The sequence below is a fragment of the Achromobacter sp. GW823-FHT04E03 genome (genome assembly GCF_058796095.1).
In genome coordinates this window covers 257,714-280,490 of the sequence record NZ_JBXAIJ010000002.1, presented here as the reverse complement: position 1 = coordinate 280,490, position 22,777 = coordinate 257,714, and the positions used below count along the sequence as shown (strand labels likewise).

At 63.1% G+C, this 22,777-nt stretch carries 18 protein-coding genes and 1 pseudogene; 13 read left to right on the top strand and 6 right to left on the bottom strand.

The window, feature by feature from the left end; all coding sequences use genetic code 11:
• Positions 1-137: 137 nt before the first annotated feature.
• Positions 138-1,304, bottom strand: coding sequence for a pyridoxal phosphate-dependent aminotransferase (locus AC1RHV_RS12590; RefSeq protein ID WP_119449767.1), 1,167 nt, complete (start codon positions 1,302-1,304; stop codon positions 138-140).
• Positions 1,305-1,416: 112 nt separating this feature from the next.
• Here AC1RHV_RS12590 and AC1RHV_RS12585 point away from each other — a divergent pair, with 112 nt between their 5' ends.
• From AC1RHV_RS12585 to AC1RHV_RS12550, 8 genes are all read left to right on the top strand, one after another.
• Positions 1,417-2,451: an AbrB family transcriptional regulator gene (locus AC1RHV_RS12585; RefSeq protein ID WP_492300945.1), complete on the top strand. Its 1,035-nt coding sequence runs from the start codon at positions 1,417-1,419 to the stop codon at positions 2,449-2,451.
• A 232-nt stretch (positions 2,452-2,683) separates the two neighbouring features.
• On the top strand, positions 2,684-2,890 hold the full coding sequence (locus AC1RHV_RS12580; protein ID WP_006216596.1) for a cold-shock protein: 207 nt from the start codon (positions 2,684-2,686) through the stop codon (positions 2,888-2,890).
• Positions 2,891-5,428: 2,538 nt separating this feature from the next.
• Positions 5,429-7,348 (top strand): tRNA uridine-5-carboxymethylaminomethyl(34) synthesis enzyme MnmG, encoded by a 1,920-nt coding sequence (gene mnmG / locus AC1RHV_RS12575; RefSeq protein WP_492301751.1) that lies wholly within the window; start codon positions 5,429-5,431, stop codon positions 7,346-7,348.
• Positions 7,345-8,034 carry a 16S rRNA (guanine(527)-N(7))-methyltransferase RsmG gene (rsmG, locus tag AC1RHV_RS12570; RefSeq protein WP_054455844.1) on the top strand — a complete coding sequence of 230 codons (690 nt, stop codon included), beginning with the start codon at positions 7,345-7,347 and terminating at the stop codon, positions 8,032-8,034. The genes mnmG and rsmG overlap by 4 nt, the downstream gene beginning before the upstream one ends.
• On the top strand, positions 8,031-8,831 hold the full coding sequence (locus AC1RHV_RS12565; RefSeq protein WP_054455845.1) for a ParA family protein: 801 nt from the start codon (positions 8,031-8,033) through the stop codon (positions 8,829-8,831). Before rsmG ends, AC1RHV_RS12565 begins: the two co-directional genes overlap by 4 nt.
• Positions 8,832-8,840: 9 nt before the next feature.
• Positions 8,841-9,665, top strand: coding sequence for a GNAT family N-acetyltransferase (locus tag AC1RHV_RS12560; RefSeq protein WP_119449764.1), 825 nt, complete (start codon positions 8,841-8,843; stop codon positions 9,663-9,665).
• Positions 9,666-9,708: 43 nt separating this feature from the next.
• A complete protein-coding gene (locus AC1RHV_RS12555) occupies positions 9,709-10,635 on the top strand; it encodes a ParB/RepB/Spo0J family partition protein (protein ID WP_054455848.1) in 927 nt (308 codons plus the stop codon).
• The gene (locus AC1RHV_RS12550; RefSeq protein WP_054455849.1) at positions 10,628-11,632 is read left to right on the top strand and encodes an asparaginase; all 1,005 of its coding nucleotides are present in this window, start codon (positions 10,628-10,630) and stop codon (positions 11,630-11,632) included. The genes AC1RHV_RS12555 and AC1RHV_RS12550 overlap by 8 nt, the downstream gene beginning before the upstream one ends.
• Here the strand turns inward: AC1RHV_RS12550 and AC1RHV_RS12545 are convergent.
• Complete coding sequence (locus AC1RHV_RS12545) at positions 11,586-12,518, bottom strand: LysR substrate-binding domain-containing protein (protein WP_175181601.1); 933 nt, start codon at positions 12,516-12,518, stop codon at positions 11,586-11,588. The genes AC1RHV_RS12550 and AC1RHV_RS12545 overlap by 47 nt on opposite strands.
• A gap of 116 nt (positions 12,519-12,634) precedes the next feature.
• Here AC1RHV_RS12545 and AC1RHV_RS12540 point away from each other — a divergent pair, with 116 nt between their 5' ends.
• The 4 genes and pseudogenes from AC1RHV_RS12540 (at position 12,635) to AC1RHV_RS12525 (ending at position 17,170) form a co-directional block, all read left to right on the top strand.
• Positions 12,635-13,222, top strand: coding sequence for a cysteine dioxygenase family protein (locus tag AC1RHV_RS12540; protein WP_119449761.1), 588 nt, complete (start codon positions 12,635-12,637; stop codon positions 13,220-13,222).
• Positions 13,223-13,224: 2 nt separating this feature from the next.
• Positions 13,225-14,370: pseudogene (metC, locus tag AC1RHV_RS12535) on the top strand (cystathionine beta-lyase); the annotation flags it as partial.
• A gap of 36 nt (positions 14,371-14,406) precedes the next feature.
• Positions 14,407-16,005, top strand: a complete 1,599-nt coding sequence (locus AC1RHV_RS12530; RefSeq protein ID WP_175213166.1) for a rhodanese-like domain-containing protein — start codon at positions 14,407-14,409, stop codon at positions 16,003-16,005.
• 163 nt (positions 16,006-16,168) lie between these two features.
• On the top strand, positions 16,169-17,170 hold the full coding sequence (locus AC1RHV_RS12525) for a Bug family tripartite tricarboxylate transporter substrate binding protein (protein WP_119449760.1): 1,002 nt from the start codon (positions 16,169-16,171) through the stop codon (positions 17,168-17,170).
• Between the two features lie 19 nt (positions 17,171-17,189).
• Here AC1RHV_RS12525 and AC1RHV_RS12520 read toward each other — a convergent pair whose 3' ends face one another.
• Genes AC1RHV_RS12520 through AC1RHV_RS12505 form a run of 4 tightly spaced genes read right to left on the bottom strand, consistent with a single transcriptional unit; the run spans position 17,190 to position 21,747 of the window.
• A complete protein-coding gene (locus tag AC1RHV_RS12520) occupies positions 17,190-17,951 on the bottom strand; it encodes a DeoR/GlpR family DNA-binding transcription regulator (protein WP_054455856.1) in 762 nt (253 codons plus the stop codon).
• A gap of 17 nt (positions 17,952-17,968) precedes the next feature.
• Positions 17,969-19,651, bottom strand: coding sequence for an ABC transporter permease subunit (locus AC1RHV_RS12515; protein ID WP_119449759.1), 1,683 nt, complete (start codon positions 19,649-19,651; stop codon positions 17,969-17,971).
• Between the two features lie 31 nt (positions 19,652-19,682).
• The gene (locus tag AC1RHV_RS12510; protein ID WP_492300940.1) at positions 19,683-20,690 is read right to left on the bottom strand and encodes an ABC transporter ATP-binding protein; all 1,008 of its coding nucleotides are present in this window, start codon (positions 20,688-20,690) and stop codon (positions 19,683-19,685) included.
• A gap of 49 nt (positions 20,691-20,739) precedes the next feature.
• A complete protein-coding gene (locus AC1RHV_RS12505; protein ID WP_119449757.1) occupies positions 20,740-21,747 on the bottom strand; it encodes an ABC transporter substrate-binding protein in 1,008 nt (335 codons plus the stop codon).
• Between the two features lie 194 nt (positions 21,748-21,941).
• On the opposite strand from AC1RHV_RS12505, the gene hisN reads away from it, so the two are divergent.
• Positions 21,942-22,748, top strand: a complete 807-nt coding sequence (gene hisN / locus AC1RHV_RS12500; protein ID WP_119449756.1) for a histidinol-phosphatase — start codon at positions 21,942-21,944, stop codon at positions 22,746-22,748.
• The last annotated feature ends 29 nt before the right edge of the window (positions 22,749-22,777 follow it).

Below are 22,777 nucleotides of genomic sequence, written 5' to 3'. Positions count from 1 at the left end.
CCCTTTTTTTGTTTGTGAATTCGCTTTGGATGGTCTCTATTTTTATTGCGAGCTTTTATTCATGTTTTTCAATAAAAGCGCTTGTATAGGGAGACAAAGGAAAAGTGAAGTCACTATGCGGCAATCAGTAGAGGGCGTCAGACCTGCGCCAGGCGCTCCAAGGCCGCATCGAGTGTCGCGTCTTTTTTTGCGAAGCAGAAGCGCACGATGCGATGGTTGGATTCCGCCGCGTCGGGCTGGCGATAGAACGCCGATACCGGTATCACCGTGACGCCATGATTCACCGTCAGGTCACGTGCGAAGTCGGCCTCGTTCTGCTTGGAAATCTGGCTGTAGTCCGCCAGCAGGAAAAATGTGCCCGGGCTGGGCAGGGGGCGGAAGCGGGTCTTGGCCAGCCCCTGCGCGAGGCGGTCGCGCTTGGCCTGATAGAACGCCGGCAGATCGAGGTAAGGCTTGGGATCGCGCATGAATTCGGCCAACGCGAACTGCATGGGCGAGGGCACGGTGAACACCATGAACTGATGCACCTTGCGCAGTTCAGCGCTGAGCTGGCGCGGTGCGCAGCAGTAGCCGATCTTCCAGCCGGTGGTGTGATAAGTCTTGCCGAAGGACGAGATCACGAAGGCATGCTGTGCCAGCAACGGGCGACGCGCCACGCTGGCATGTGGCTTGCCATCGAACACGATATGTTCATAGACCTCGTCGGACACCAGCAGCACGCCAGTGTCGCGCACGATCGCCTCCAGCGCGTCCAGGTCGCTGTCATCCAACACGGCGCCGGTGGGGTTGTGCGGAAAGTTCAGCATCAAGAGACGGGTCTTGGACGTGATGGCATCGCGCACACGCTGCCAGTCAATGCGGTAGTAGGGATCGGCTTCTGTGGGCGCGCGCAGAGGCACCGGCACGGCGGTGCCGCCTGCCAGGCGGATCGCCGGCAGGTAGGAGTCGTAGCAAGGTTCGATGACGACGACTTCGTCGCCGCTGCCAACGGCGGCCAGCACGGTTGCCATCAGCGCTTCGGTTGCGCCGCTGGTGACGGTGATCTCGGTTTCCGGATCGTAGGCATGGCCATAGAGTTCGCGTGTCTTGGCGGCGATGGCTTCGCGCAGGGGGGCCACGCCCGGCATGTAGGGATACTGGTTGTGGCCGTCGGCCATGGCCTTGGATACGAGGGCGCACAAGGCGGGATCGGGATCGAAGTCGGGAAAGCCCTGGCCCAGGTTGATGGCTTTGTGTTCGATGGCCAGGCGGCTCATCACAGTAAAGATGGTGGTGCCAACGTCGGGAAGTTTGGATCGGATCATGGTGGACGCGAGAGTGAACGTTGCTAGCAGAGAGAGTTTTCGTAAGTATCCCACTAACTCATAATTCGGTTTTCACATGAGCTTAAGGCGCGGCGGTATCGTGGGTCAGAACATGTTGTGGAGGGTGTTGGGCGGTTTGGCGCTTGCATTGGCGGGCGCGTTGTTGGCGGTGTGGGCGCACATCCCGTTGCCGTGGATGCTGGGCGCGTTGCTGGTGACCGCGGCGACGCGCATTGCGGGCTTGGGCACGGCGTGCCCCAGGCCGGCGCGCAATGCTGGCCAGTGGGTGATCGGTACTTCGTTGGGGCTTTACTTCACGCCGCAGGTGATCGGTCACATTGGCAGCAATGCGGGACCCATCATCATCGGCATGTTGTTCGCATTGGGCCTGGCTTTCATGGGCACGGCGATCCTGCGCCGCTACACCGATGTGGATTTCAAGACGGCCTGGTTTTCGTCCGCCATCGGCGGAGCCAGCGAAATGGCGAACCTGGCAGAGCGTCATGGGGCGCGCATAGACCGGGTGGCCACGGCGCATAGCGTGCGTGTGCTGATGGTGGTGGTCGCCGTGCCCTTCATCTTCCAGTGGTGGGGCGTGGCGGGACTGGATCCCACGGTTCCTGGACCCAAGGTGGTCCATGCTTGGGGGCTGGCGGCGCTGATTGCGCTGACCTGCGTCGGCGGCGCCGCCTTCATGAAGCTGCGGCTGCCGAATCCCTGGGTGCTGGGCCCGATGTCGGTCGCCATGATCCTTATGGCCAACGGCATCGAGCTGTCGGCCCTGCCGGACTACGTTCCAAAGATTGGCCAATTGCTGATCGGCTGGTCGCTGGGCGACCGCTATCGGCCGGATTTCTTTCGGGCCGCGCCGCGTTTTATTGCCGCTGTGGCGAGCTTCACGGTGGCCGCATTGGCGCTGGCGTTCGGTCTGGGCGCCTTGCTGTCGCTATGGTCCGCCGCGCCCATACCCACCTTGATTCTTGGCACTACGCCGGGTGGCATTGCAGAGATGGCAATCACCGCCAAAGTGCTGCAGCTAGGGGTCCCCGTGGTCACCGCCTTCCATGTCACACGCATGGTTTTTGTGGTGATCGTGACTGGCCCGATCTACGCATTTATGGCGCGTCGGCAGGGCCTCAAGCCCTAGCGGAACGAGACCCAGTATTAAAAATACGACATTGGGGTAAACAACTATATGAGTCTGTAATGTGTGCTGAGTATGCTGATTACGCAGTTGATTCAAGCAGCGCGCGGACTCGTTCTGCAGCTAGGCGGCAAGCGGGAACGCAGCAGCAACGCAGGTACTTCTACCGGTCGTTCAGTTCTCACGGCGTCCTTGATTCATTGCATTTCGAGTTAATTACAGGACGCTAGAAAAAATGGCTCAGAAGGGCAAAGTTAAGTGGTTCAACGCTGACAAGGGTTACGGTTTCATCACGCCGGACGTTGGTGGTACCGATGTTTTCGCACACTTTTCCGCCATCCAGGGCCGCGGCTATCGCAGCCTGAACGAAGGCCAGGAAGTCGAATTCGAAGTCAAGGATGGTCCGAAAGGACCTCAAGCGGCCGAAATTCGCCCGCTCTAAATCGGGAAATCCCAATTTCCCGTCCGCCAGGCTCGGCCTGGCTACAACGCCCCAAGACCGGAAGGTCTGGGGCGTTGTTTCATTTGGGCTGCCGACGCCTGATCAGCTTGTTCTGCGTGAATAGTTAGTATTCACTAACATATTCTCCGGCCGTGGATAAGTTTGTGGATAATTATTTTTGGGCATGAGCATTTTGATGCTCAGCAATGAAGCAATTGCTTATCCGTAGCCAGGTTTTGCACAGTTATCCCGTCCTTCTTGGAACGGCATCGGGGGCCAGCTAGGCTGCTTGGGTTTATTCGGCTTTGCTGTGATGTTCGCGTTTCTATATGGCCTTTCCCTAAGGAATACAGGCATTTAACGCAATATTGAGCAGATCTCAGCCGGAATAAGGGCGACGCGGCCGTAATGTCCTGAGGCCGATCTGGCCCGTTTTTGCTTGCACGGCGGCCGGTTGTTCACAAAGATATCCCCATCCCGGTTATGCACAGAATTACACCCTTTGGCGCCCTGAGATGGCTCAAACGCCTGTGGATAGAAATGGGGATAGGGTCCGGAAGTAGGGGGCCTGAGTGAAGATATCCGAAGTGGTGCACGCGACTTTGGACCACGTGGACGGAACCGGATCGTGGACGCCGCGGTCAATCATAGGTGAGCCCGAATCGCGCTCGGCGAGTTTTCCACAGGGTTTCACATGAAAGGCTGGATCTCACCCATAAGGATGATGGCGCGGGTTGCGGCAGACGGGCAAGATAATTGTCTGGTCAATGAATCCGTGCGACCTGACCAACGGTGTCCGCGTAGTGGCGGACCGCAGGATTCAATGTGTGGATAGGTCTGTGAATAATCCGTCTCCACGTTTTTTGCGGTGTTAAGAGCAGGATGCGACGGCAGAGTTCCTCGCTATATTCAGAGGCGAGGGTTGTCATGGTGGGTTTTCGAGAATTCATTGTGGCAGTGACGACGATCTTATCCACATAGTTTTCCACGGTTTTTTGCGTCGTTATCAAGTTGGTTTGAAAGCCGAGTTTCCTCAGTTTGGTAAGCATCCAAAATAGAAATAATCGATTGCTGCCATAGGGAAGGCAGTTGGGCATTTGTGCTTTTTCACGCTTCTTGGTACTTTGCGAAGTCGGTCACACTGCGCCGTTTTATGGCACGCCAGGCATTGGCCTTCAATGACTTATCCCCAGAGTTGTTCCACGTGAAACCGCGAATGTCGGTAGCTATCGGATCTGCTAGTTGTTGATAACACTGTGCAGGACTTAATAGCTCTGCTGCGAGAGTTCTTTGTCCGTCTGATTTCCCGCTTCTGAGTTATCCCAAATTTCTGCGGCATAGACTCGCCTTGAGCGGCAGGTATCGCCTCGGCGTGAGGTGCGGGCTTGGACAAGAGGAACATTCCAAATTGGCGGGTTTGGACATTTCAGGTCCTAGCCAGTTTGGCGCAGGGCGGATAAGAAGAAATCTCATGTTGGTTGCGCTGCGTTAGGGCTGACGAGATAGTTCGAGTTCCGTACGTGGGAGTTGACTCTCCACGACTACAGCTGTTTCGCCGCACTTATCAACACTCAAGTTTCACGTGAAACGCAAAAAAATGCTCTGTTTCGGGTAAGGGGTAGGGTAGGGGTTGGAAAATCGCCTTTTTTTGGATGAACCTTCATGGGATTGAAATCAGAAGGTTTCATGAGACGAGATGACTGATACGGATCTTGAGCGACGAGGCTCAAGCGGACGCGGGTATTCCTATCTCTGCCGGCCTTTGGAGTGCTGCGTTCGTGTTTCACGTGGAACATTCTTGGGTGTGAAACAGGCCTCTTCTTCTTTTGCTCGCCCTATGCATGATCAACGTTTCACGTGAAACGTTGATCATCTGCTGCGTATAGGCAACGATGTTTCACGTGAAACATCGATAGTGCGGATGGTCAAAATTGACATCCTGGCGTCCTCAAATGGCGCAAAGGCTCATGACGATATGGCATGCGACGCTCGGTCGTGGTTGGACTGTAGTTGGAGTATGCAATCGTGATTGGTATTGAGCGCGGCCACTTTACCAGCCGAACGAGCTCTCCATGCCGCGGTAGGGGGGATGTTTCACGTGGAACATCCGGGGATTCAGCATATGGGCGAGAGGACGAATCACTCTAGGCAGGGAATAGGGTGTTCATATACGCGGGCGACACCACGGAGATCCGACATGTTTCACGTGGAACATACCTCACTCACCGGTACTCGCATATGGCGAATTGAGGGCAACGGGCGGGTAAGCGCAAGGCAAAGGGGTACTTTGAGGAACGGTAATGCAGCAGTAAGGACGTGACTGGGCCAGATAAGTACGACGTTTCACGTGAAACATGGCGCGGCAAAGCAGTGGCACTTGCCGACATATTCATGCCTTAGAAGTCTGTGAAGCTGTTTTTTGCCGACGGCGCTTTCGGCTTTATCAGGTTCTTGCTGCACCGAAGCATGTTTCACGTGAAACATGCAATCCCTGCCTCTATAATGAGCACCGAACGCTCTCTCTTACCTCCCCCCATCATGGACTATCCCCGCGAATTCGATGTCATCGTCGTCGGTGGCGGCCACGCCGGCACCGAAGCTGCGCTGGCTGCTGCCCGCACCGGCGCCCAGACGCTGCTGCTGACGCACAACATCGAAACCCTAGGTCAAATGTCTTGCAATCCCTCCATTGGCGGGATCGGCAAGGGCCACCTTGTCAAAGAAGTCGACGCCCTGGGCGGCGCGATGGCCTTGGCGACGGATGATTCGGGGATTCAATTCCGCATCCTTAATGGATCGAAGGGACCAGCAGTCCGCGCTACGCGCGCCCAGGCTGACCGCGTCCTCTATCGCAAGGCCATCCGTGGCCGCTTGGAAAACCAGCCAAACCTCTGGCTCTTCCAACAAGCGGTCGAGGATCTGATGGTGGAGGGCGACCGTGTGGTCGGCGCCGTTACCCAGATCGGTTTGAAGTTTCGCGCCAAGTCCGTGGTGTTGACCGCAGGCACGTTCCTGAACGGCCTGATTCACGTGGGCCTGCAGAACTATTCGGGCGGCCGTGCCGGCGACCCTCCTGCGATCTCCCTGGGGCAACGCCTGAAGGAACTGGCCTTGCCGCAAGGACGTTTGAAGACCGGCACGCCGCCGCGCATCGACGGCCGCTCGATCAACTACAGCATCCTGGAAGAGCAGCCTGGCGATCTGGATCCGATTCCCGTGTTTTCCTACATGGGCAATGTCGCCATGCACCCGCGCCAGCTGCCTTGCTGGATCACGCATACCAACGCCCGTACCCATGACATCATCCGCGGCGGCCTGGACCGCTCGCCAATGTACAGCGGCGTGATCGAGGGGGTGGGGCCGCGTTACTGCCCGTCCATCGAAGACAAGATCCATCGCTTTGCCGACAAAGAGTCGCACCAGGTCTTCCTGGAACCGGAAGGGCTGGATACCCACGAGGTTTATCCGAACGGCGTGTCGACGAGTTTGCCGTTCGATGTGCAGCTGGCGTTGATCCATTCCCTGCCCGGCCTGGAAAACGCGCACATCTTGCGCCCCGGCTACGCTATCGAGTACGACTACTTCGATCCACGTGGATTGAAGAGCACCCTGGAAACCAAGGCGATCACGGGCCTGTACTTTGCCGGACAGATCAACGGCACCACCGGCTACGAAGAAGCGGCCGCCCAAGGGCTACTGGCTGGCGTCAACGCCGCGCTGTTCTCGCTGGAGCGCGAGCAATGGACTCCGCGCCGCGACGAGGCTTATCTGGGCGTGTTGGTGGACGACCTGGTCACGCGTGGCGTGACTGAGCCGTACCGCATGTTTACGTCCCGGGCCGAATACCGGCTTAGCCTGCGCGAAGACAATGCCGACCTGCGTCTGACCGAAATCGGCCGCCGCCTGGGAATCGTGGATGACGCCCGCTGGGATGCCTTCAATCGCAAGCGCGACGCGGTGTCCGCGGAAGTCGAACGTTTGAAATCCTCCTGGGTGAATCCGCGTATACTGCCCGCCGAAGTTGCGGAACCGCTGCTGGGCAAGGCAATTGAACGTGAGTACTCACTTTCAGATCTGCTGAAACGACCCAATGTTTCCTATGAAGCCTTGATGGCTGCCCGCAATGCCGACGGCTCGCTCCTGGCCGGCCCCGGGGTGATGGAAGACGAAGTGCTGGCCGAGCAGGTCGAGATCCAGGTGAAGTACGCCGGCTACATCGACCGCCAGCAGGTTGAAGTCCAGAAGCAGATCGCGCATGAACAACAGGCCATACCTGCCGATGTCGACTACGACGCGGTGACCAGCCTGTCGTTTGAAGTGCGCCAGAAGCTCAAGGCGCATCGCCCGGAAACCATCGGCCAGGCCGCGCGCATTTCCGGCGTCACTCCCGCTGCAATCTCATTGCTGCTGATCCATCTGAAGCGCCTGCATTACGGCTCGCGCAAGCAAGCGGCATGAGCGCGCACGCCGATACGGCCGGCGCGGACATGGCCGGCCGCCTGTCTCGCGCCTGCGAGCAACTGGGCCTGGAAGCCGATGCCGCCACGATGGCCAAGCTGCTGAACTATCTGTCGCAGATGCAGCGCTGGAACCGGACCTATAACCTCACCGCCATCCGCGATCCGCAGCAGATGCTGATCCAGCACCTGTTCGACAGCTTGGCCGCCGTGGGGCCGTTCAGCGAGGCGCTGGGCGCTTCTGGTACGCCGGCCAAGGTCTACGACGTCGGATCGGGCGGCGGCCTGCCAGGCGTCGTTCTGGCGATCATGCGGCCCCATTGGTCGGTGACCTGCGTGGACGCAGTTGAAAAGAAGACGGCCTTCGTGCGGCAGATGAGTGGCGTGCTGGCCTTGCCCAATCTGCAGGCCAGCCACGCGCGCATTGAAACGCTGACTTCGGCCGAGTGCAACATCGTGACGTCGCGCGCCTTCGCTTCCTTGGACGATTTTGCGCAACTCGCAGGTCGCCATGTACGCAACGATGGTACCCTCGTCGCCATGAAGGGCAAGGTCCCCGAGGACGAAATACAGGCGCTGCATGCGCGCGGAGAATGGCAAGTCGATCACATCCAGCCGTTGCGCGTGCCTGAATTGCAGGCCGAACGCTGCCTGATCTGGATGCGCCGTAGTCAAGGAACCCTATGAAGAACATACCCCCCAGCACCTCCGCCCGCGTTTTCTGCATTGCCAACCAGAAGGGCGGTGTGGGCAAGACGACGACCGCCATCAATCTGGCGGCGGGCCTTGCCACGCACAACCAACGTGTGCTGCTGGTGGACCTGGACCCGCAAGGCAATGCCACGATGGGCAGCGGCATCGACAAGAACTCGCTCGAGTCGAACCTGTACCAGGTGCTGATCGGTGAATCCAACATCGAGCAGGCCCGCGTGAAGTCCGAGTCTGGCGGCTACGACGTGCTGCCCGCCAACCGCGAACTGTCCGGCGCCGAGATCGACCTGGTGCAGATGGAACAACGCGAGCGCCAATTGAAGGCCGCGATCGACACGGTCGCCACGCAGTACGACTTCGTGCTGATCGATTGTCCGCCCACGCTGTCGCTGCTGACCTTGAACGGCCTGGCCGCCGCCCATGGCGTCATCATTCCGATGCAGTGCGAGTACTTCGCGCTGGAAGGCCTGTCCGACCTGGTCAATACCATCAAGCGCGTGCACCGGAACATCAACGACGATCTGCGCGTCATTGGATTGTTGCGCGTCATGTTCGATCCGCGCATGACCCTGCAACAGCAGGTCTCCGCGCAACTAGAGGCGCATTTCGGCGACAAGGTTTTCAAGACCGTGGTGCCGCGCAACGTGCGTCTGGCCGAAGCCCCCAGCTACGGCATGCCTGGCGTGGTGTACGACCGCGGCTCGCGCGGTGCGCAGGCCTACATCTCGTTTGGCGCTGAAATGATTGAGCGCGTGAAGAAGGATCTGAAGTAGGCCACAACCATGTCCGCCGTCCCGCTCTTTTCCCAGACCGAAATGCCAGTCCCCGGTACGCCGCGCATCGATGCGCGCGACAGCCTGCGCACGCGTCTGGAAGAGGCAGCGTTGAACGCGACCGCGGTCGGCGCGCAGGTGCTTTTCGATGGCTGGCTGGTGCGGTTCGCGCCCTCGTCGGCCAAGCGCGCACGCAGTATCAATGTGCTGGGGTTATCCACACGTCCGTTGGACGAGCGGCTGGCGTATTGTTCATCGTTGTATGCGCGCCATGGCTTGCCCATGGTGCTGCGCATTACCTCCATCGGTCCCGATTTTTCCCTCGACGCCGAACTGGAGTCCCGCGGTTATACCTTTACCGACGAGACCCGAGTCATGTGCATGCCGCTCGCTCCCAGGCCCAGCGTCCGGGGCGATCTGCTTTTCAATATTGTCGATACCGGGCGCTTCGCGGCGGCGGTCGGGGCAATGCGCAACTCGGAATCCGCACACATCGCCGAACATCGGACGCGCTTGCAAGGACTGGCTGTGGATATCTCGCCGGTGCTGGCAACGGACACAGCGGGGCAGTGCGTTGCCGCGGGCCTGGCTGTCCGCGACGGTGACTTGCTGGGCCTGTTCGATATCGTCACCGACCCGGGGCAGCGGCGCAAAGGCTACGCAGCCGCCCTGATTGAACACTTGTTGGCAACAGGCGCCACCGGCGGCGCCACGACAGCCTATTTGCAGGTTGAGCCGGAGAATACCGCCGCGCGCGCCTTGTATGGCCGCTACGGTTTCAAAGACTGTTACGCGTATTGGTACCGCCTGCCCGCCGAGCAGACGGACGCCTGAGCCAGGCTCGGGATACAAAAACAGAAGGAAAGAGGATTTAATTATGGCCACCAAGAAACCCAAGGGATTGGGCCGCGGACTGGACGCCTTGCTCGGCGCCGACGCGCCAGCCATCGAGAACATCGGCAAGGCTGCTGCCGCCGCCAAGCCCGAGGGTCCGCCGTCCACCTTGCCCGTCTCGAAGATGCGCGCCGGCAAGTATCAGCCGCGCACGCGCATGGACGAGGGCGCTTTGGGCGAACTGGCCGAATCGATCCGCACACAAGGCATCATGCAACCCATTCTTGTGCGCGCACTGGGCGAAGCCGCGCCCGGCCACTATGAGATCATCGCCGGCGAACGGCGCTTCCGCGCTGCGCAGATTGCGGGCCTGAAGGAAGTGCCGGTGCTGGTGCGTGAAGTGGCCGACGAGAACGCGGCCGTCATGGCGTTGATTGAAAACATCCAGCGCGAAGACCTGAATCCGCTGGAAGAAGCGCAGGGCGTGCGCCGGCTGCTGGATGAATTCGGCTTGACGCATGAGCAGGCCGCGCAAGCAATCGGCCGTTCGCGTTCGGCCACCAGCAACCTGTTGCGCCTCTTGAACCTGGCGGCGGCCGTGCAGACCATGCTGCTGGCGGGCGACGTGGACATGGGCCATGCGCGGGCGCTGCTCGCCGTTGATGCGGCCACGCAGATCCAGCTGGCCAATCAAATCATCGCGCGTCGCCTGTCGGTGCGTGAAGCGGAAAAGCTGGTCGCCAAGACCGCCAAGGAAACCGAGTCGTCCGCCGCGCCCAAGAAGAAGGCCAACGGCGTGTCGCGCGACCTGACCCGCCTGGAAGAGGCGCTGTCCGACCATCTGGGTACGCGCGTCGCGCTGAAAGTGGGCGCCAAGGAAAAGGGCCAGATCGTCATCGACTTCCATGGCTGGGAACACCTGAATTCCCTGCTCGAGCGCCAGGGCCTGTCCGGAGTAGTGGATGCCTGAGCGCGCGCTGCCTGTCATCGCGGTACTGGCGACGGGCGGCACGATCGCCGGCGCACAGGCTGACGCGACCTCCGCCGGCTACAAGGCAGGCTCGTTTTCCGTCGATGACTTGCTGGCCGCCGTGCCGCAACTGGCGAACATCGCCGAGATCCGCGCCGAGCAGGTCGCCAACGTCGGCAGCCAGAACATGACGCACGCCGTGTGGCGCGCGCTGGCGGAGCGCGTGGATGCGCTGAGCCGCGACGCCTCGGTGGCGGGCATCGTCATCACGCATGGCACGGATACGCTGGAAGAAACGGCGTACTTCCTGAGCCTGGTGATACGCCACGACAAGCCCGTAGTGATGGTGGGCGCCATGCGTCCGGCCACCGCGCTGGGCGCCGAAGGCCCGGCCAATCTGTACAACGCGGTGGCGCTGGCGCGCCATCCCGAGGCGCGTGGCCGCGGGCCGCTTGTCGTCATGAACGAAGATGTGCACTACGCCCGCGAGATCCAGAAGATCGCCAGCGCCGGCCTCTGCGCGTTCGCGTCGCCCAATCGCGGCCGCGCCGGAGTCATGCACGGCGGTGTTCCATGCTTCTATTCGCGCAACACCACGACGCATACCACCGAAAGCGAGTTTTCACTCGCATTGTTGGAAAAGGCCCGCTGGCCCCGCGTGGACGTTGTCTATGCCCATGCCAACCTGCAGGGCGATCTGATCGATTTTCTGGCCGATGCCGCCGATGGCATCGTGCTGGCCGGCGTCGGCGACGGCAACGCTACGGATCTGGCCATTGAAAGCCTGAGCCGCGCCGCGGCCAACGGCGTGGCGGTCGTGCGGTCCAGCCGCACGGGCAGCGGCTTCGTGGCGCGCGACGTCGAACTCGATGACGCCCGTCTGGGGTTTGTTGCCGCGCGCGACCTGAACCCCCAGAAAGCCCGCATCCTGCTGATGCTGGGCCTATCCGTCACGCGCGATCCGGCTGCCCTGCAGGATCTGTTCGACCGCTATTGATGCGCGGCGGCTGGGCCGCCGCATCGCCTTGCTGAGCCAGCCCCAGGCTGGTCTTGAGCATGTCGTAGACCTGTCGTGTCAGCGGATTTATCAGGTCCGGCCTTATCCACAGGAAGTACGTCACGTCGGGCAAGGGCGGCAATCCTTCCTTTTCACCCAACACGCGCATTTCCGGCCCCAGCAGCTCCACGCTGCGCGCAGTGACGCCCAAGCCGGCGCGCAGCGCGGCCTTTATCCCCACCAGCGTCGGCGCCACATAGTTGGTGTGCCAGCGCACGCGCGCCTGTTCCAGGGCCGTGAGCGCCAGCCGGCGGAAGATGCTGGGTTCGTCGGCCAGCACCAGCGGCACCGGCGCATGCATGTCGTGCACGTAGTCGGCCGAGGCCAGCCACACCGTGGGCGAAGTGCGCAGCGCCACGCCCTCGAAGTCCTGGTCGAAGCGCGTGGATATCGTCAGGTCGAGCTCCCCGGCGCGCAGAGCGTCCATCAGGAAGGGACTGCGGTCCGTGCGGATTTCCAGTTTCACGCGCGGCGCCGAGCGCGCGATGTGCGTCAGCAGCGTGGGCAGGATCGAGTCCGCCACGTCCAGCGGCGCGCCCAGCTTCAGGTCGCCTTCCAACGGCCCGTCCTGCAGGGCGCGTAGCGCCTCATCGTTGATGGCCAGCATGTGGCGGGCGTATTCCACCAGACGCCGCCCATGCGATGAAAGCACCTTGTTGCGGCCCTGCTTCTCGAACAAGGGCTGGCCGATAAGGGATTCCAGCCGCTGCATCTGTTGCGTCACGGCGGACTGTGTCTTGTGCAGGCGGTTGGCGGCTTCCGAAAAGGTGTCGTGCCGGGCGATGGCCGTCAGCGTGCGGAGCAGGTCCAGATCCAGGTTGCGCATGGGTGTGTAGAAAGTATTAGCGACGCTAATGGAATCTTAAGGCAATTTAAATTGTTCCACGCCAGCAGGGGGGATACATTCAATGGCATAACTCATGAAAATAGGGAAAACGTAAAGTGAGCAACGCACATCCTCACCAAGCCGGCATCGCTAACGCCATCGGAAATATTAAAAAAACTGTAGGAAATAAGGGGCTGAACCGAGACAGTCTCCAGGCCGTACTGGACGAGTTGATCGGCTTGGCCGGCCACACCGACTGGTGGGCAGCCGACCGCTATCCCGCGCCGGAAGACGGCGAACGCCAGGCCCGCTACCTGATCGCCGAGGACGCAGACAAGAGCTACGCGCTTTATCTGAACGTCATGCGTCCCGGCAAGCAGATCGTTCCACACAACCACACGACCTGGGCCTGTATCGCGGCCGTGGAAGGCGTGGAATACAACTACGTCTATGACCGCAGCGACGACGGCTCCGTGCCCGGCGTGGGCCGGCTCGAAAAGACCGGCACCGTGGTGGTTGGCCCCGGCACCGGCATCGCGCTGATGCCGGACGATATCCACGCCGTGGAAATCCAGGGTGACAGCGTCATCCGCCATCTGCACATGTACGGCCGCGCACTGGAAACGCTGACCGAACGCCTGGCGTTCGACCTGCAAGCCGGCACCTGCAAAGTCATGCCGATCGGCGTGCAGACGCGCCGCTGATCATGGACAAGCCCTATCGGTCCGCCACGCGCCTCCTGCGCGCCGGCCGCCCTCATCGCGGCTGGGTCAATACGCCCGTCACGCGCGCCAGCACCTACGTCTTCGACAGCGTGCAGGCCTGGCGCGACACGCGCAGCCGCCGCGACCAGGAACGCCTGCCGTCCTACGGCGCGCGCGGCACCGATAGCACGCACGCGCTCGAAGACGCGTTGGTCGAGCTGGAAGAAGGCTATCGCGCCAAGCTGTATCCCACCGGCCAGGCCGCCATCGCCACCGTGCTGCTGGCTTACTTGCGCGCCGGGGACCATGTACTGATCACGGATGCGGTGTACGAGCCCGTGCGCCGCTTCTGCGCGGAACATCTGGCGCGGCTGGGCATCGCGTATACGTACTACCAGCCTGACGGCACGGGCATCGAAGCGCTCATCCGTCCTCAAACCCGCATGATCTACGCGGAGTCGCCGGGCTCCCTGACGTATGAGATGCCAGATCTGCCGGCGTTGGCCGCTTTGGCCCGCGCGCATGATTGCTGGCTGGCTGTGGATAACACCTGGGCCTCCGGATTGCTGCATCAACCCCTGACATTGGGCGCCGACATTTCGATCCTGGCGGCCACCAAGTATCTGGGCGGACATGCCGATGTGATGATGGGCGCGGTGATCTCCAATGCACGGGCCTGGAATGCGCTGGAGCGCGCCACCGTGGATCTGGGGCAGACCGTTGGCGCCGATGACGCCTATCTGGTGTTGCGCGGCATGCGCACGCTGCCTTTGCGCATGGCGCAGCACGCCCGCAGCGCCTTGCGTGTGGCGGACTTTCTGTTGAGCCGTCCGGAAGTGGCGCGTGTCCTGTGTCCGGCCTTGCCCGGCGATCCTTCCCACGCGTTGTGGCAGCGCGATTGCACCGGCGCGAATGGCCTCCTGACGGTGGAGTTCGCCGGCGCGGTCGGCGTCGACGCCGTCGAGCGACTTATCAACAGCCTGCAGCTATTCGGCATCGGCGCATCGTGGGGCGGTTTCGAAAGCCTCGTGATACCGGTGAATCTTGCCGCGGCGCGGTCTTTGCCGGATCCCGAGCCGCGCGGCGCCATGCTGCGCCTGCATGTAGGCCTGGAGGACCCCGACGACCTCATTGCCGACCTGAAACAAGCGCTATCCCGACTTTCTCTGTCTTCGCTGAACACCATGATGCACCCCACTCAAGACCCGTCCGCCATCGACATCGATCCGCACACGCTCAAGCAATGGCTGCATGATGGCGCGGAAATCGCGCTGCTGGACGTGCGCGAGCATGGCCAGTATGGCGAGGGCCATCTGTTCTACGCCGCGCCCGTGCCTTACAGCCGGCTGGAGGTGGATATCGTGCGCCTGGCGCCGCGGCGCGATGTGCGCATCGCGCTCTACGACGACGGCGGCGCCGATGACACGGCGGCGCGCGCCGCGCAGGCCCTGACAGCGCTTGGGTACTGCAATGTCCATCGCCTGAGCGGCGGCATCGCGCAATGGCAGCGCGACGGCTATGCCGTCTTCGCGGGCGTGAACGTGCCCAGCAAAACCTTCGGCGAACTGGCCGAAGAAGTTTTCCACACCCCGCGTATCGGCGCGCGCGACCTGGCCGAACGCCAGCGCCGCGGCGACGACCTGATCGTGCTGGACGGCAGGCCTTATGCGGAATACCAGAAGATGAGCATCCCGGGCGGCATCTGCTGCCCCAACGGGGAACTGGCGCTGCGCGCCCACGCGCTGGCGAGCAATCCGCAGACCACCATTGTGGTGAACTGCGCCGGCCGCACGCGCAGCATCATCGGGGCGCAGACGCTGATCAACCTGGGCGTACCCAATCCTGTCTACGCGCTGGAGAACGGCACGCAAGGCTGGTACCTCGAGGATCTGCAGCTTGAACACGGCGCGCGCCGCCGCTACGACGATGGCGTTGCACCACAAGACCTGCCCGCGCTGGCACAGCGTTCCGCGCGACTGGCCGAAAGCCATGGCGTGCCTACGGTGAGTGCGCAAGCGGTGCAAGCATGGTTGCGCGACAAGAACCGCAGCACCTTCCTGTGCGATGTGCGCAGCGCCGAAGAGCACGCCCAAGGTTCGCTGCCCGGTGCGCAGCACACGCCTGGCGGCCAGTTGATCCAGGCCACCGACCAGTACCTGGCCGTGCGCGGCGCGCGCATCGTCGTGTTCGATGCCGAAGGCGTGCGCGCGCCGGTGGTCGCCAGCTGGCTGCGGCAGATGGGCTGGGACGCCAGCGTGCTGCGAGAAGGCGTGCAGGCGCATTTGGACAACCCTGTGGAAAAGGCGCTGGCGCCGCAATTGCCCTTGCTGGATGATGCGCAGCTTGCAGCCGCGCGCGCGCAGGGCGCGCAGCTGATCGATCTTCGTCCCAGCATGCGCTATCGCGCCAGCCATATTGCAGGCGCGCGCTGGTCCATTCGCCCGCGTCTCGCCAGCCTGCCCCTGGACGCCACGCGTCCGGTAGTGTTGCTGGCCGAGGATGCGGCCCTGGCCGCCTGGGCCGCGCAGGACTTGCGGGCGCTGGGAGTGAACGACATCCATGCCAACACCGGAGATCCCTCTGGCTGGGCCGCGCAGGGCATCGCACTGGCGTCCACGCCGGCCGAGCCCGCCGACGCGGACTGCATCGACTATCTGTTTTTTGTGCATGACCGCCACGACGGCAACAAGGCCGCCGCGCGCCAGTACCTGGCCTGGGAGACCAATCTGGTCAAGCAGATCGACGAACGCGAACTGGCGGGCTACCGCTTTCCGGCCCGCTGACACCGGAGCCGCCGCGCTCGCCTGATCCGGCCTCGCGGCACAGCAGACGCATCAATCCGAAAAGTACGCCCCGGCCTGCACGGCCGGGGTGCGGACGGTTCATGCCGAACCGGAATGCAAAGGACGGCCGAGTATCCGGCCGCCAATCACAAGGGGAACTCAGATGAAGCACCATGCATCGCACATACGCAAGGCCGCTGCCGCGGCGCTGGCCGGTTTGTTGTGGGGGACTGTCGTCCACGCCGAGGCGCCCGCGCCTCTACCCGACTATCCCAAGCAGGCCATCACGGTCGTGTCGCCGTTTCCTCCGGGGGGCGGTAATGACGGCGTCGCACGCCTGATCGCGCAGGAACTGGGCGCCATCACGGGCCAGAGTGTGGTGGTGGAAAACCGCTCGGGCGCGGGCGGCAACGTCGGCACGGCGCAGGTGGCGCGTGCCAAGCCCGATGGCTATACCCTGGTGATGTCGCAGACCAGCGTCATGGCCGTCAATCCGCGCCTGTACAAGAACGTGGGCTTTGATCCCGTCAAGGACTTCACGCCCATCTCGCAGATCACTTCCGCGCCGCTGGTGCTGGTGGCGCGCAGCGAGGGCCCGTACCGCACGCTGAACGACTATCTGGACGCCGCGCGCAAGCAGCCCGGCGTGGTCACCTATGCGACGCCCGGCAACGGCACCATGAGCCATCTGATGGGCGCGCTGCTGTCGCAGAAGGCCGATGTGAAACTGGTGCATGTGCCGTATCGCGGTGCAGCGCCCGCCATCACCGATCTCATGGGAGGCACGGTGGACATGTTGATAACTTCACCGGCCTCGGCCGAACCCATGGTCGCCGCCGGCAAGCTGCGCATCCTGGCGCTCAGCCACGAGAACAGCATCGGCATCTTCAAGGGGGCGCCCACACTCAAGCAGGCAGGCATGGAGGGCATTACCGCCGATGACTGGTACGGACTGTTCGCGCCCGCCGGCACCCCGCCCGAGCGCATCGCCTACCTGGCGCAAGCAGTGGGGCAGGCGATGAAATCGCCCGCCGTGATCGCCAAGATCAACAGCGGCGGCAGCTGGGCGGTGGGCAGCCAGCCCGCCGCATTCAAGACGCGGCTGCAGGAAGACACCGTGTACTGGGCCGACATGGTGAAAACTGCGGGCGTGTCGCTGGACTGACGCGTGGCCGACGCTTGCGCTACACCGCCAGGATTTTGCCGACGGCGGATTTCAAGGCGGCGTAGGCGGGCGACTTCTGCGCGCTGGTGTTGGTGACCAGATGGTCGATGCGGTCCGCGCTGCAGTACGACACGCGGCTGCACAGGCCGATCTTGCTGAAGTCGGCCAGCAGCACCAGCTGCTTGGCGCTTGCCGCCATGGCGCGCGCGACTTCGGCTTCGCGCAGGTCATAATTGGTGGCGCCGAATTCGGCGTCCACGCCTACCGGAGACAGCAGCGCCAAGTCCGCGCGATACCGGTGGATCTCGGCGATTGTGATGTCGCCGGCCGTGGCGCATACCGGGCCGCCCACGGAGCCGCCCAGCATGATGAGTTGGTTCGCGCCGTTGCCGGCCGCGCCCACCTTCAAGGCGACGTCGAACGAGTTGGTGATGACGGTCAGGCCCGACAGCTTGGCCAGTTCGTCGGCCAGCACGCTGGTGGTGCTGCCGGCGTCCAGGAACAGGGTCTGTCCGCTGGATACCAGCCCCGCGGCCGCGCGCGCGATGGCGCGCTTGTATTTGACGCGCGTATGCACGCGTTCCGCGATGGGCGGTTCGCTGTGCACCGGCACGGCGCCGCCGTGCACCCGGCGTAATTCGCCCATGGCCTCCAGTTCCAGCAGGTCACGCCTGACTGTTTCCCTCGACACCCCTAGTTCGCCGACGATACGGTCGGTCGATACCTGCTGCAATGAAGACAGCAGGGCGCGGATTCTCTGATACCGCTCTTCTTGCCACATGTCCGATGTTTCCTAATCTATGTCCGGCGCCGCGCGGCTGCGGCGATCAGCGCGCGCAATGCCAGCAGGGAGCCCCCCACGACCAGCATGATAAGGGTTGAATAGGCGGCAGCCTGCGAGACGAACCCCGCTTCGTCCAGGCGCAGGACGGAAACGGGCGCCACGCTCACGGATGGCGTGACCAGGAAGATCACCGCTGACAGCGTCACCATGGACCGCATGAACAGGAAGAAGAACACGCCGAGCACGGTCGGGCCGATCAGCGGCAGCACCGCGTCGCGCAGCACCCGCAGCGTGCCGCCGCCCAGGCAGCTGACCGCCTCCTCCAGCGCCTGCGGCACGGCGCGCATGCCGGTCATCATCGTCAGGAAACCCTGCGTGTGGTAGTGGTAGAAGTTGCACAAGGCGATCAGCGCGGCGCTGCCATACAGCGCATACAGCGGCGTGCCGGGGGCGTTGAAGGCGAAGATGTACGACAAGCCCAGCACCAGGCCAGGAACTCCCACCGGCAGCACCGAGACCAGGTAGACCAGCTTGGCCCAGGCGCGCGGAATGCGGCACACCCCGAAGCTCAGGAAGAACAGCAGCAGTACGCCGCCGCCTGCCGCCGCCAGGGAAAGGTACAAGGACGTCCAGAGCGGCGTGTAGCCGCCGCTGACCGTGATGTCGTAATGCTTCAGCGTCCATTCCATGCGATAGGGCCATAGCCGCATGAAGCTGGCGAAGATCACCGTGGCCACGGTCAGGATGATGGTGCCGCTGGCCAGCAGCACGCCGGCGGTGAACGCCGCATCGCGTCCGCGAGCCGGCTGCGGCGTGACCCGCAATCCGCTGGGCGAGGCCGAGCCGAACTGGCGCTGCGAGGCGACGCGTTCGATCTGCACCGAAATCAGCGAGGGCAGCAACAGCAGGATGCCGACCACCGAGCCCATGCCGAAGTTCATCTGTCCGGATACCTGGCTGTAGATCTCCGTGGCCAGCACCCGGTAGTTGCCGCCGATCACGGCGGCGTTGCCGAAGTCGGTAATGGTGATGACGAACACCACGAAGGCCGCGCTCAAGAGGCCGAACTTGCAGTTGGGCAGGGTGATGTCGAAGAACTGGCGCGAGCCGGACGCGCCCATGACTTCGGCCGCGTCGTAGTAGCGCGCGTCCATGTTGCGCAGGGCCGCCTGCAGGATCAGCACGGCCTGAGGCAGGGCGTAGAACACGTTGGAGATCAACAGGCCCCAGAAGCCGTAAATATCGATTTCCCAGCCTGTCCAGCGGTGTACCAGCCCATTGCGCCCCAGCAGGAAGATGAGCCCCAGACCCTGCACCAGCGAAGGCGCCAGCAGCGGCAGCACCAGCGCCAGCCGCACGGCGGCCTTGCCGCGCATGCAGCTGCGATCCAGGCCATAGGCGATGGCAAAGCCCAGCCCGACGCTCACCACCGTGGTGGCGGTGCTCATGACCAGGCTGTTGAGCGTGGCAGTGAGCACGCCGCGCGTGGCGAAGACCTCGGCATAGTTGCCCAGGCCGACCGAGCCGTCTTTCTCGACCAGGCTGCGCCACGCCACGGTCGCCAGCGGATAGAGGAAGAACAGCGCCAGGCCGGCAAGTGGGATGCCGACGCAGCTCCACAGCAACACGCGGTCGGCGGACCAGGGGGCGCGGCCGGTTGGCGCCGCGATGGCCGGGCTGGCGTGGGCGGCGCTCAAGCGGCGGCTCCGGTTTGCGTGGCGCGATCCGTCATACGCTGACCCAGGCGCACTGGCCCGGCTCCATGTCCAGCCGTACGGGGGCGCCGCGCGACAGGCCGGCGGCGCCATGTTGCTCCACCAGCAGTTCGCGTCCCTGCCAGGCGATGCGCAGGCGGGTGAGGTTGCCCATGAACGTCATGTCCTGCACACGGCCAGGCCCGCGATCGTCCGCGGCGATGCGCAGGTTCTCGGGCCGCAGGCAGGCCTCGTAGTGCTCGCTGGCGCCCTCGGGCCGCGTCGCCATCAGCTGGGGCATGGCCTCGCGTACCCAGTCGGTGGGCAGCAGATTGCTCAGGCCCACGAAGTTCGCCACGAAACGGGTGCGCGGGCGCAGGTACAGATCTGACGGCGAGCCTACCTGTTCGATGCGGCCGTCGTTCATGCACACGATCTTGTCGGCCAGCGTCAGCGCTTCCTCCTGATCGTGCGTCACCATTACCGTGGGGATCTTCAGGCGCCGCTGCACGTCGTGGATTTCGGCGCGCATGTCGGTGCGTACGCGCGCGTCCAGCGCGGACAGCGGTTCGTCCAGCAGGATCAGCGCCGGATCCACCGCCAGCGCGCGCGCCAGCGCAACGCGCTGCTGCTGGCCGCCGGACAGCTGGTGCGGATAGCGTTCGGCATGCTCGGGCAGCTTGATCAGCGCCAGCAGTTCCTTCACGCGCGCGCCGATGCGTTCGCGCGATTCGCCGCGGATGCGCAGGCCGTAACCCACGTTCTGCGCCACCGTCATGTTGGGGAACAGAGAATACGACTGGAACACGATGCCGAAGCCGCGCTTGCGCGCCGGCAGCGCGCTCAGGTCGCGCCCGCCCAGCGTGATGGTGCCGCGGTCAAAGGGCAGCAGGCCCGCCACGATGCGCAGCAAGGTGGTCTTGCCGCAGCCGCTGGGGCCAAGCAGGCAGACGAATTCATGTTCGCCCACGGACAGGTCGATGTCTTGCAGCGCTACCGACGCATCGAACGTCTTGCGGATTCCGCGCAATTCCAGATACATGGCGTCTCCAGGACAGGCGGCAGCCGGCTGTGCGCCGGCCGCGGCACCGTCAACGCTTGATGGTTTCCTGCCAGGTCTTGATGGTGGCGTCCCGTTCCGCGGCGGACTTGGGGAAGTCCACGGGGTACAGCACGGCGGTCAGGTCCTTGGGCAGGCCGGCGGCTTCGGCGGCCTTGTTGGGCGTGGCGCCGGGGATGGTCACCAGTTCCTTGTACTTGCTGTACAGGCCGCCCGCCTGCGCCGATAGCGTCCAATCGAGGAAACGTTTGGCGTCGGTGGGATTCTTGGCCGTTTTCATCAGGCCCGAGGCTTCCAGCTCGTAACCCACCCATTTGGACGGAATCACCATCTTGATGGGGAATCCTTCCTCTATGGATTGCATGGCGGGAAAGGCGAAGGACACGCCGATGGCGTACTCGCCGGCGCGCGCCATCTTGCAGGGGCGCGAGCCCGACGGCGTGTACTGCGCCACGTTCTTGTCCAGGTCCTTGAGCAGCGCCCAGCCTTTCTCCTTGCCCATGCCCTGCAGCAGCGCGACGATCTGCAGATAGCCGGTGCCCGAGGCCGCGGGGCTGGGGATAACTATTTCGCCCTTGTAGACGGGCTTGGTCAGGTCTTCCCAGGAGGTCGGCATGGGCAGGTTCTTGGACTTGAGCCTGTCCGTGTTCACACAGAATGCGGCCACGTAGCCAGTGGCTGCGAACCACTTCTGGTCGGCGCCCTTGTACTGCGCGGGCAGGGCGTCCATGCCTTTGGCCGCGTACGGCTCCAGCAGGTTCTGCAGGCGCGGATCCAGCATGTTGCTGACGGCGAACCCCCAGATCACGTCCTGCTGCGGGTTGGAAGCCTCGGCGATCAGGCGCGCGCCCAGATCGCCGGTGGACAGCCGCAGCACGTTGACCTTCACGTCCGGCATGGCGGCGTTGGCGGCTTTCAGGTAGGCCGCGATTTCGTCTTCTTCGAGGGCGGTGTAGACGGTGATGGCGCCGGCGTGAGCCTGCGTCCAACCTAGGGAAATTACTGCAACCACAAGGCTAAGCTTCTTCATACATTGCATGATGGGACTCCGGTTGGAATACACGGCAACGGTGGCGAGCTACGTAGTTGGACAGCCTTCTGCAACAAATCCGGCAAGTTGCAGTTTTATGTATGTTTGCAAATTTGTGGCAACGTGTCTAGACTGGAAAAACCAGTATTCAAGGGTTTTTTTGGCGTAGGCGCATCCTCCCGCGCCACGCCTGGAGCTCATCGATGCAAACTTCACCGCCGTTATCCGCGCAGCAGCTGGCCGCGTACTCCTCGTTCGCCCAAACGCTGGCGGACCGCGTGCGTCCCTTGTCGCGCAAGTGGTTCCGGCATCCGCTGGACGTGGACACCAAGGCGGACGAAAGCCCGGTCACGCAGGCTGACCGCGAAGTCGAGGCTGCCCTGCGCGAGGCCATCGCCCAGCACTATCCCGAGCACGGCATTTTTGGTGAGGAGTTCGGCGCTTCGCATGCCGAAGCCGAATTCGTGTGGTCGCTGGATCCCATCGACGGCACGCGCGCCTTCATTTCCGGCAACCCGCTGTGGGGCACGCTGCTGGCGCTGCTGCATCGGGGCAAGCCCGTGCTCGGGGTGATCGACATACCCATGCTGGATGAGCGCTGGGTCGGTGCGGCAGGCGCGGCTGCGCAGTTGAATGGCGCCGCCTGTCGCGCCAGCGCTTGCGCCGAACTGCGCCAGGCCATTCTGTACGCCACCTCGCCCGACATCTTTGCCGGCGCGGAACTGGCCGCCTTCGAGGCGCTGACGCAGGCCGCGCGCATGCGCCGCTACGGCGGCGATTGCTACAGCTACGGCCTCCTGGCCAGCGGACACGTCGACCTGGTGGTCGAGTCCGGCCTGCAGCCGTATGACTATCTGGCGCTGATGCCCGTGATCGAAGGGGCGGGCGGCGTCATTACCGATTGGTCGGGGCAGCCGCTCAGTCTCGAATCGCAGGGCCGCGTCGTCGCGGCCGCCACGCCGCAGCTGCATCGCCAGGCGATGCGGGTGCTGGGGGCGGCCATGACCTGAACGCCGCGCCGCCCGCCCGCAGTCCAACG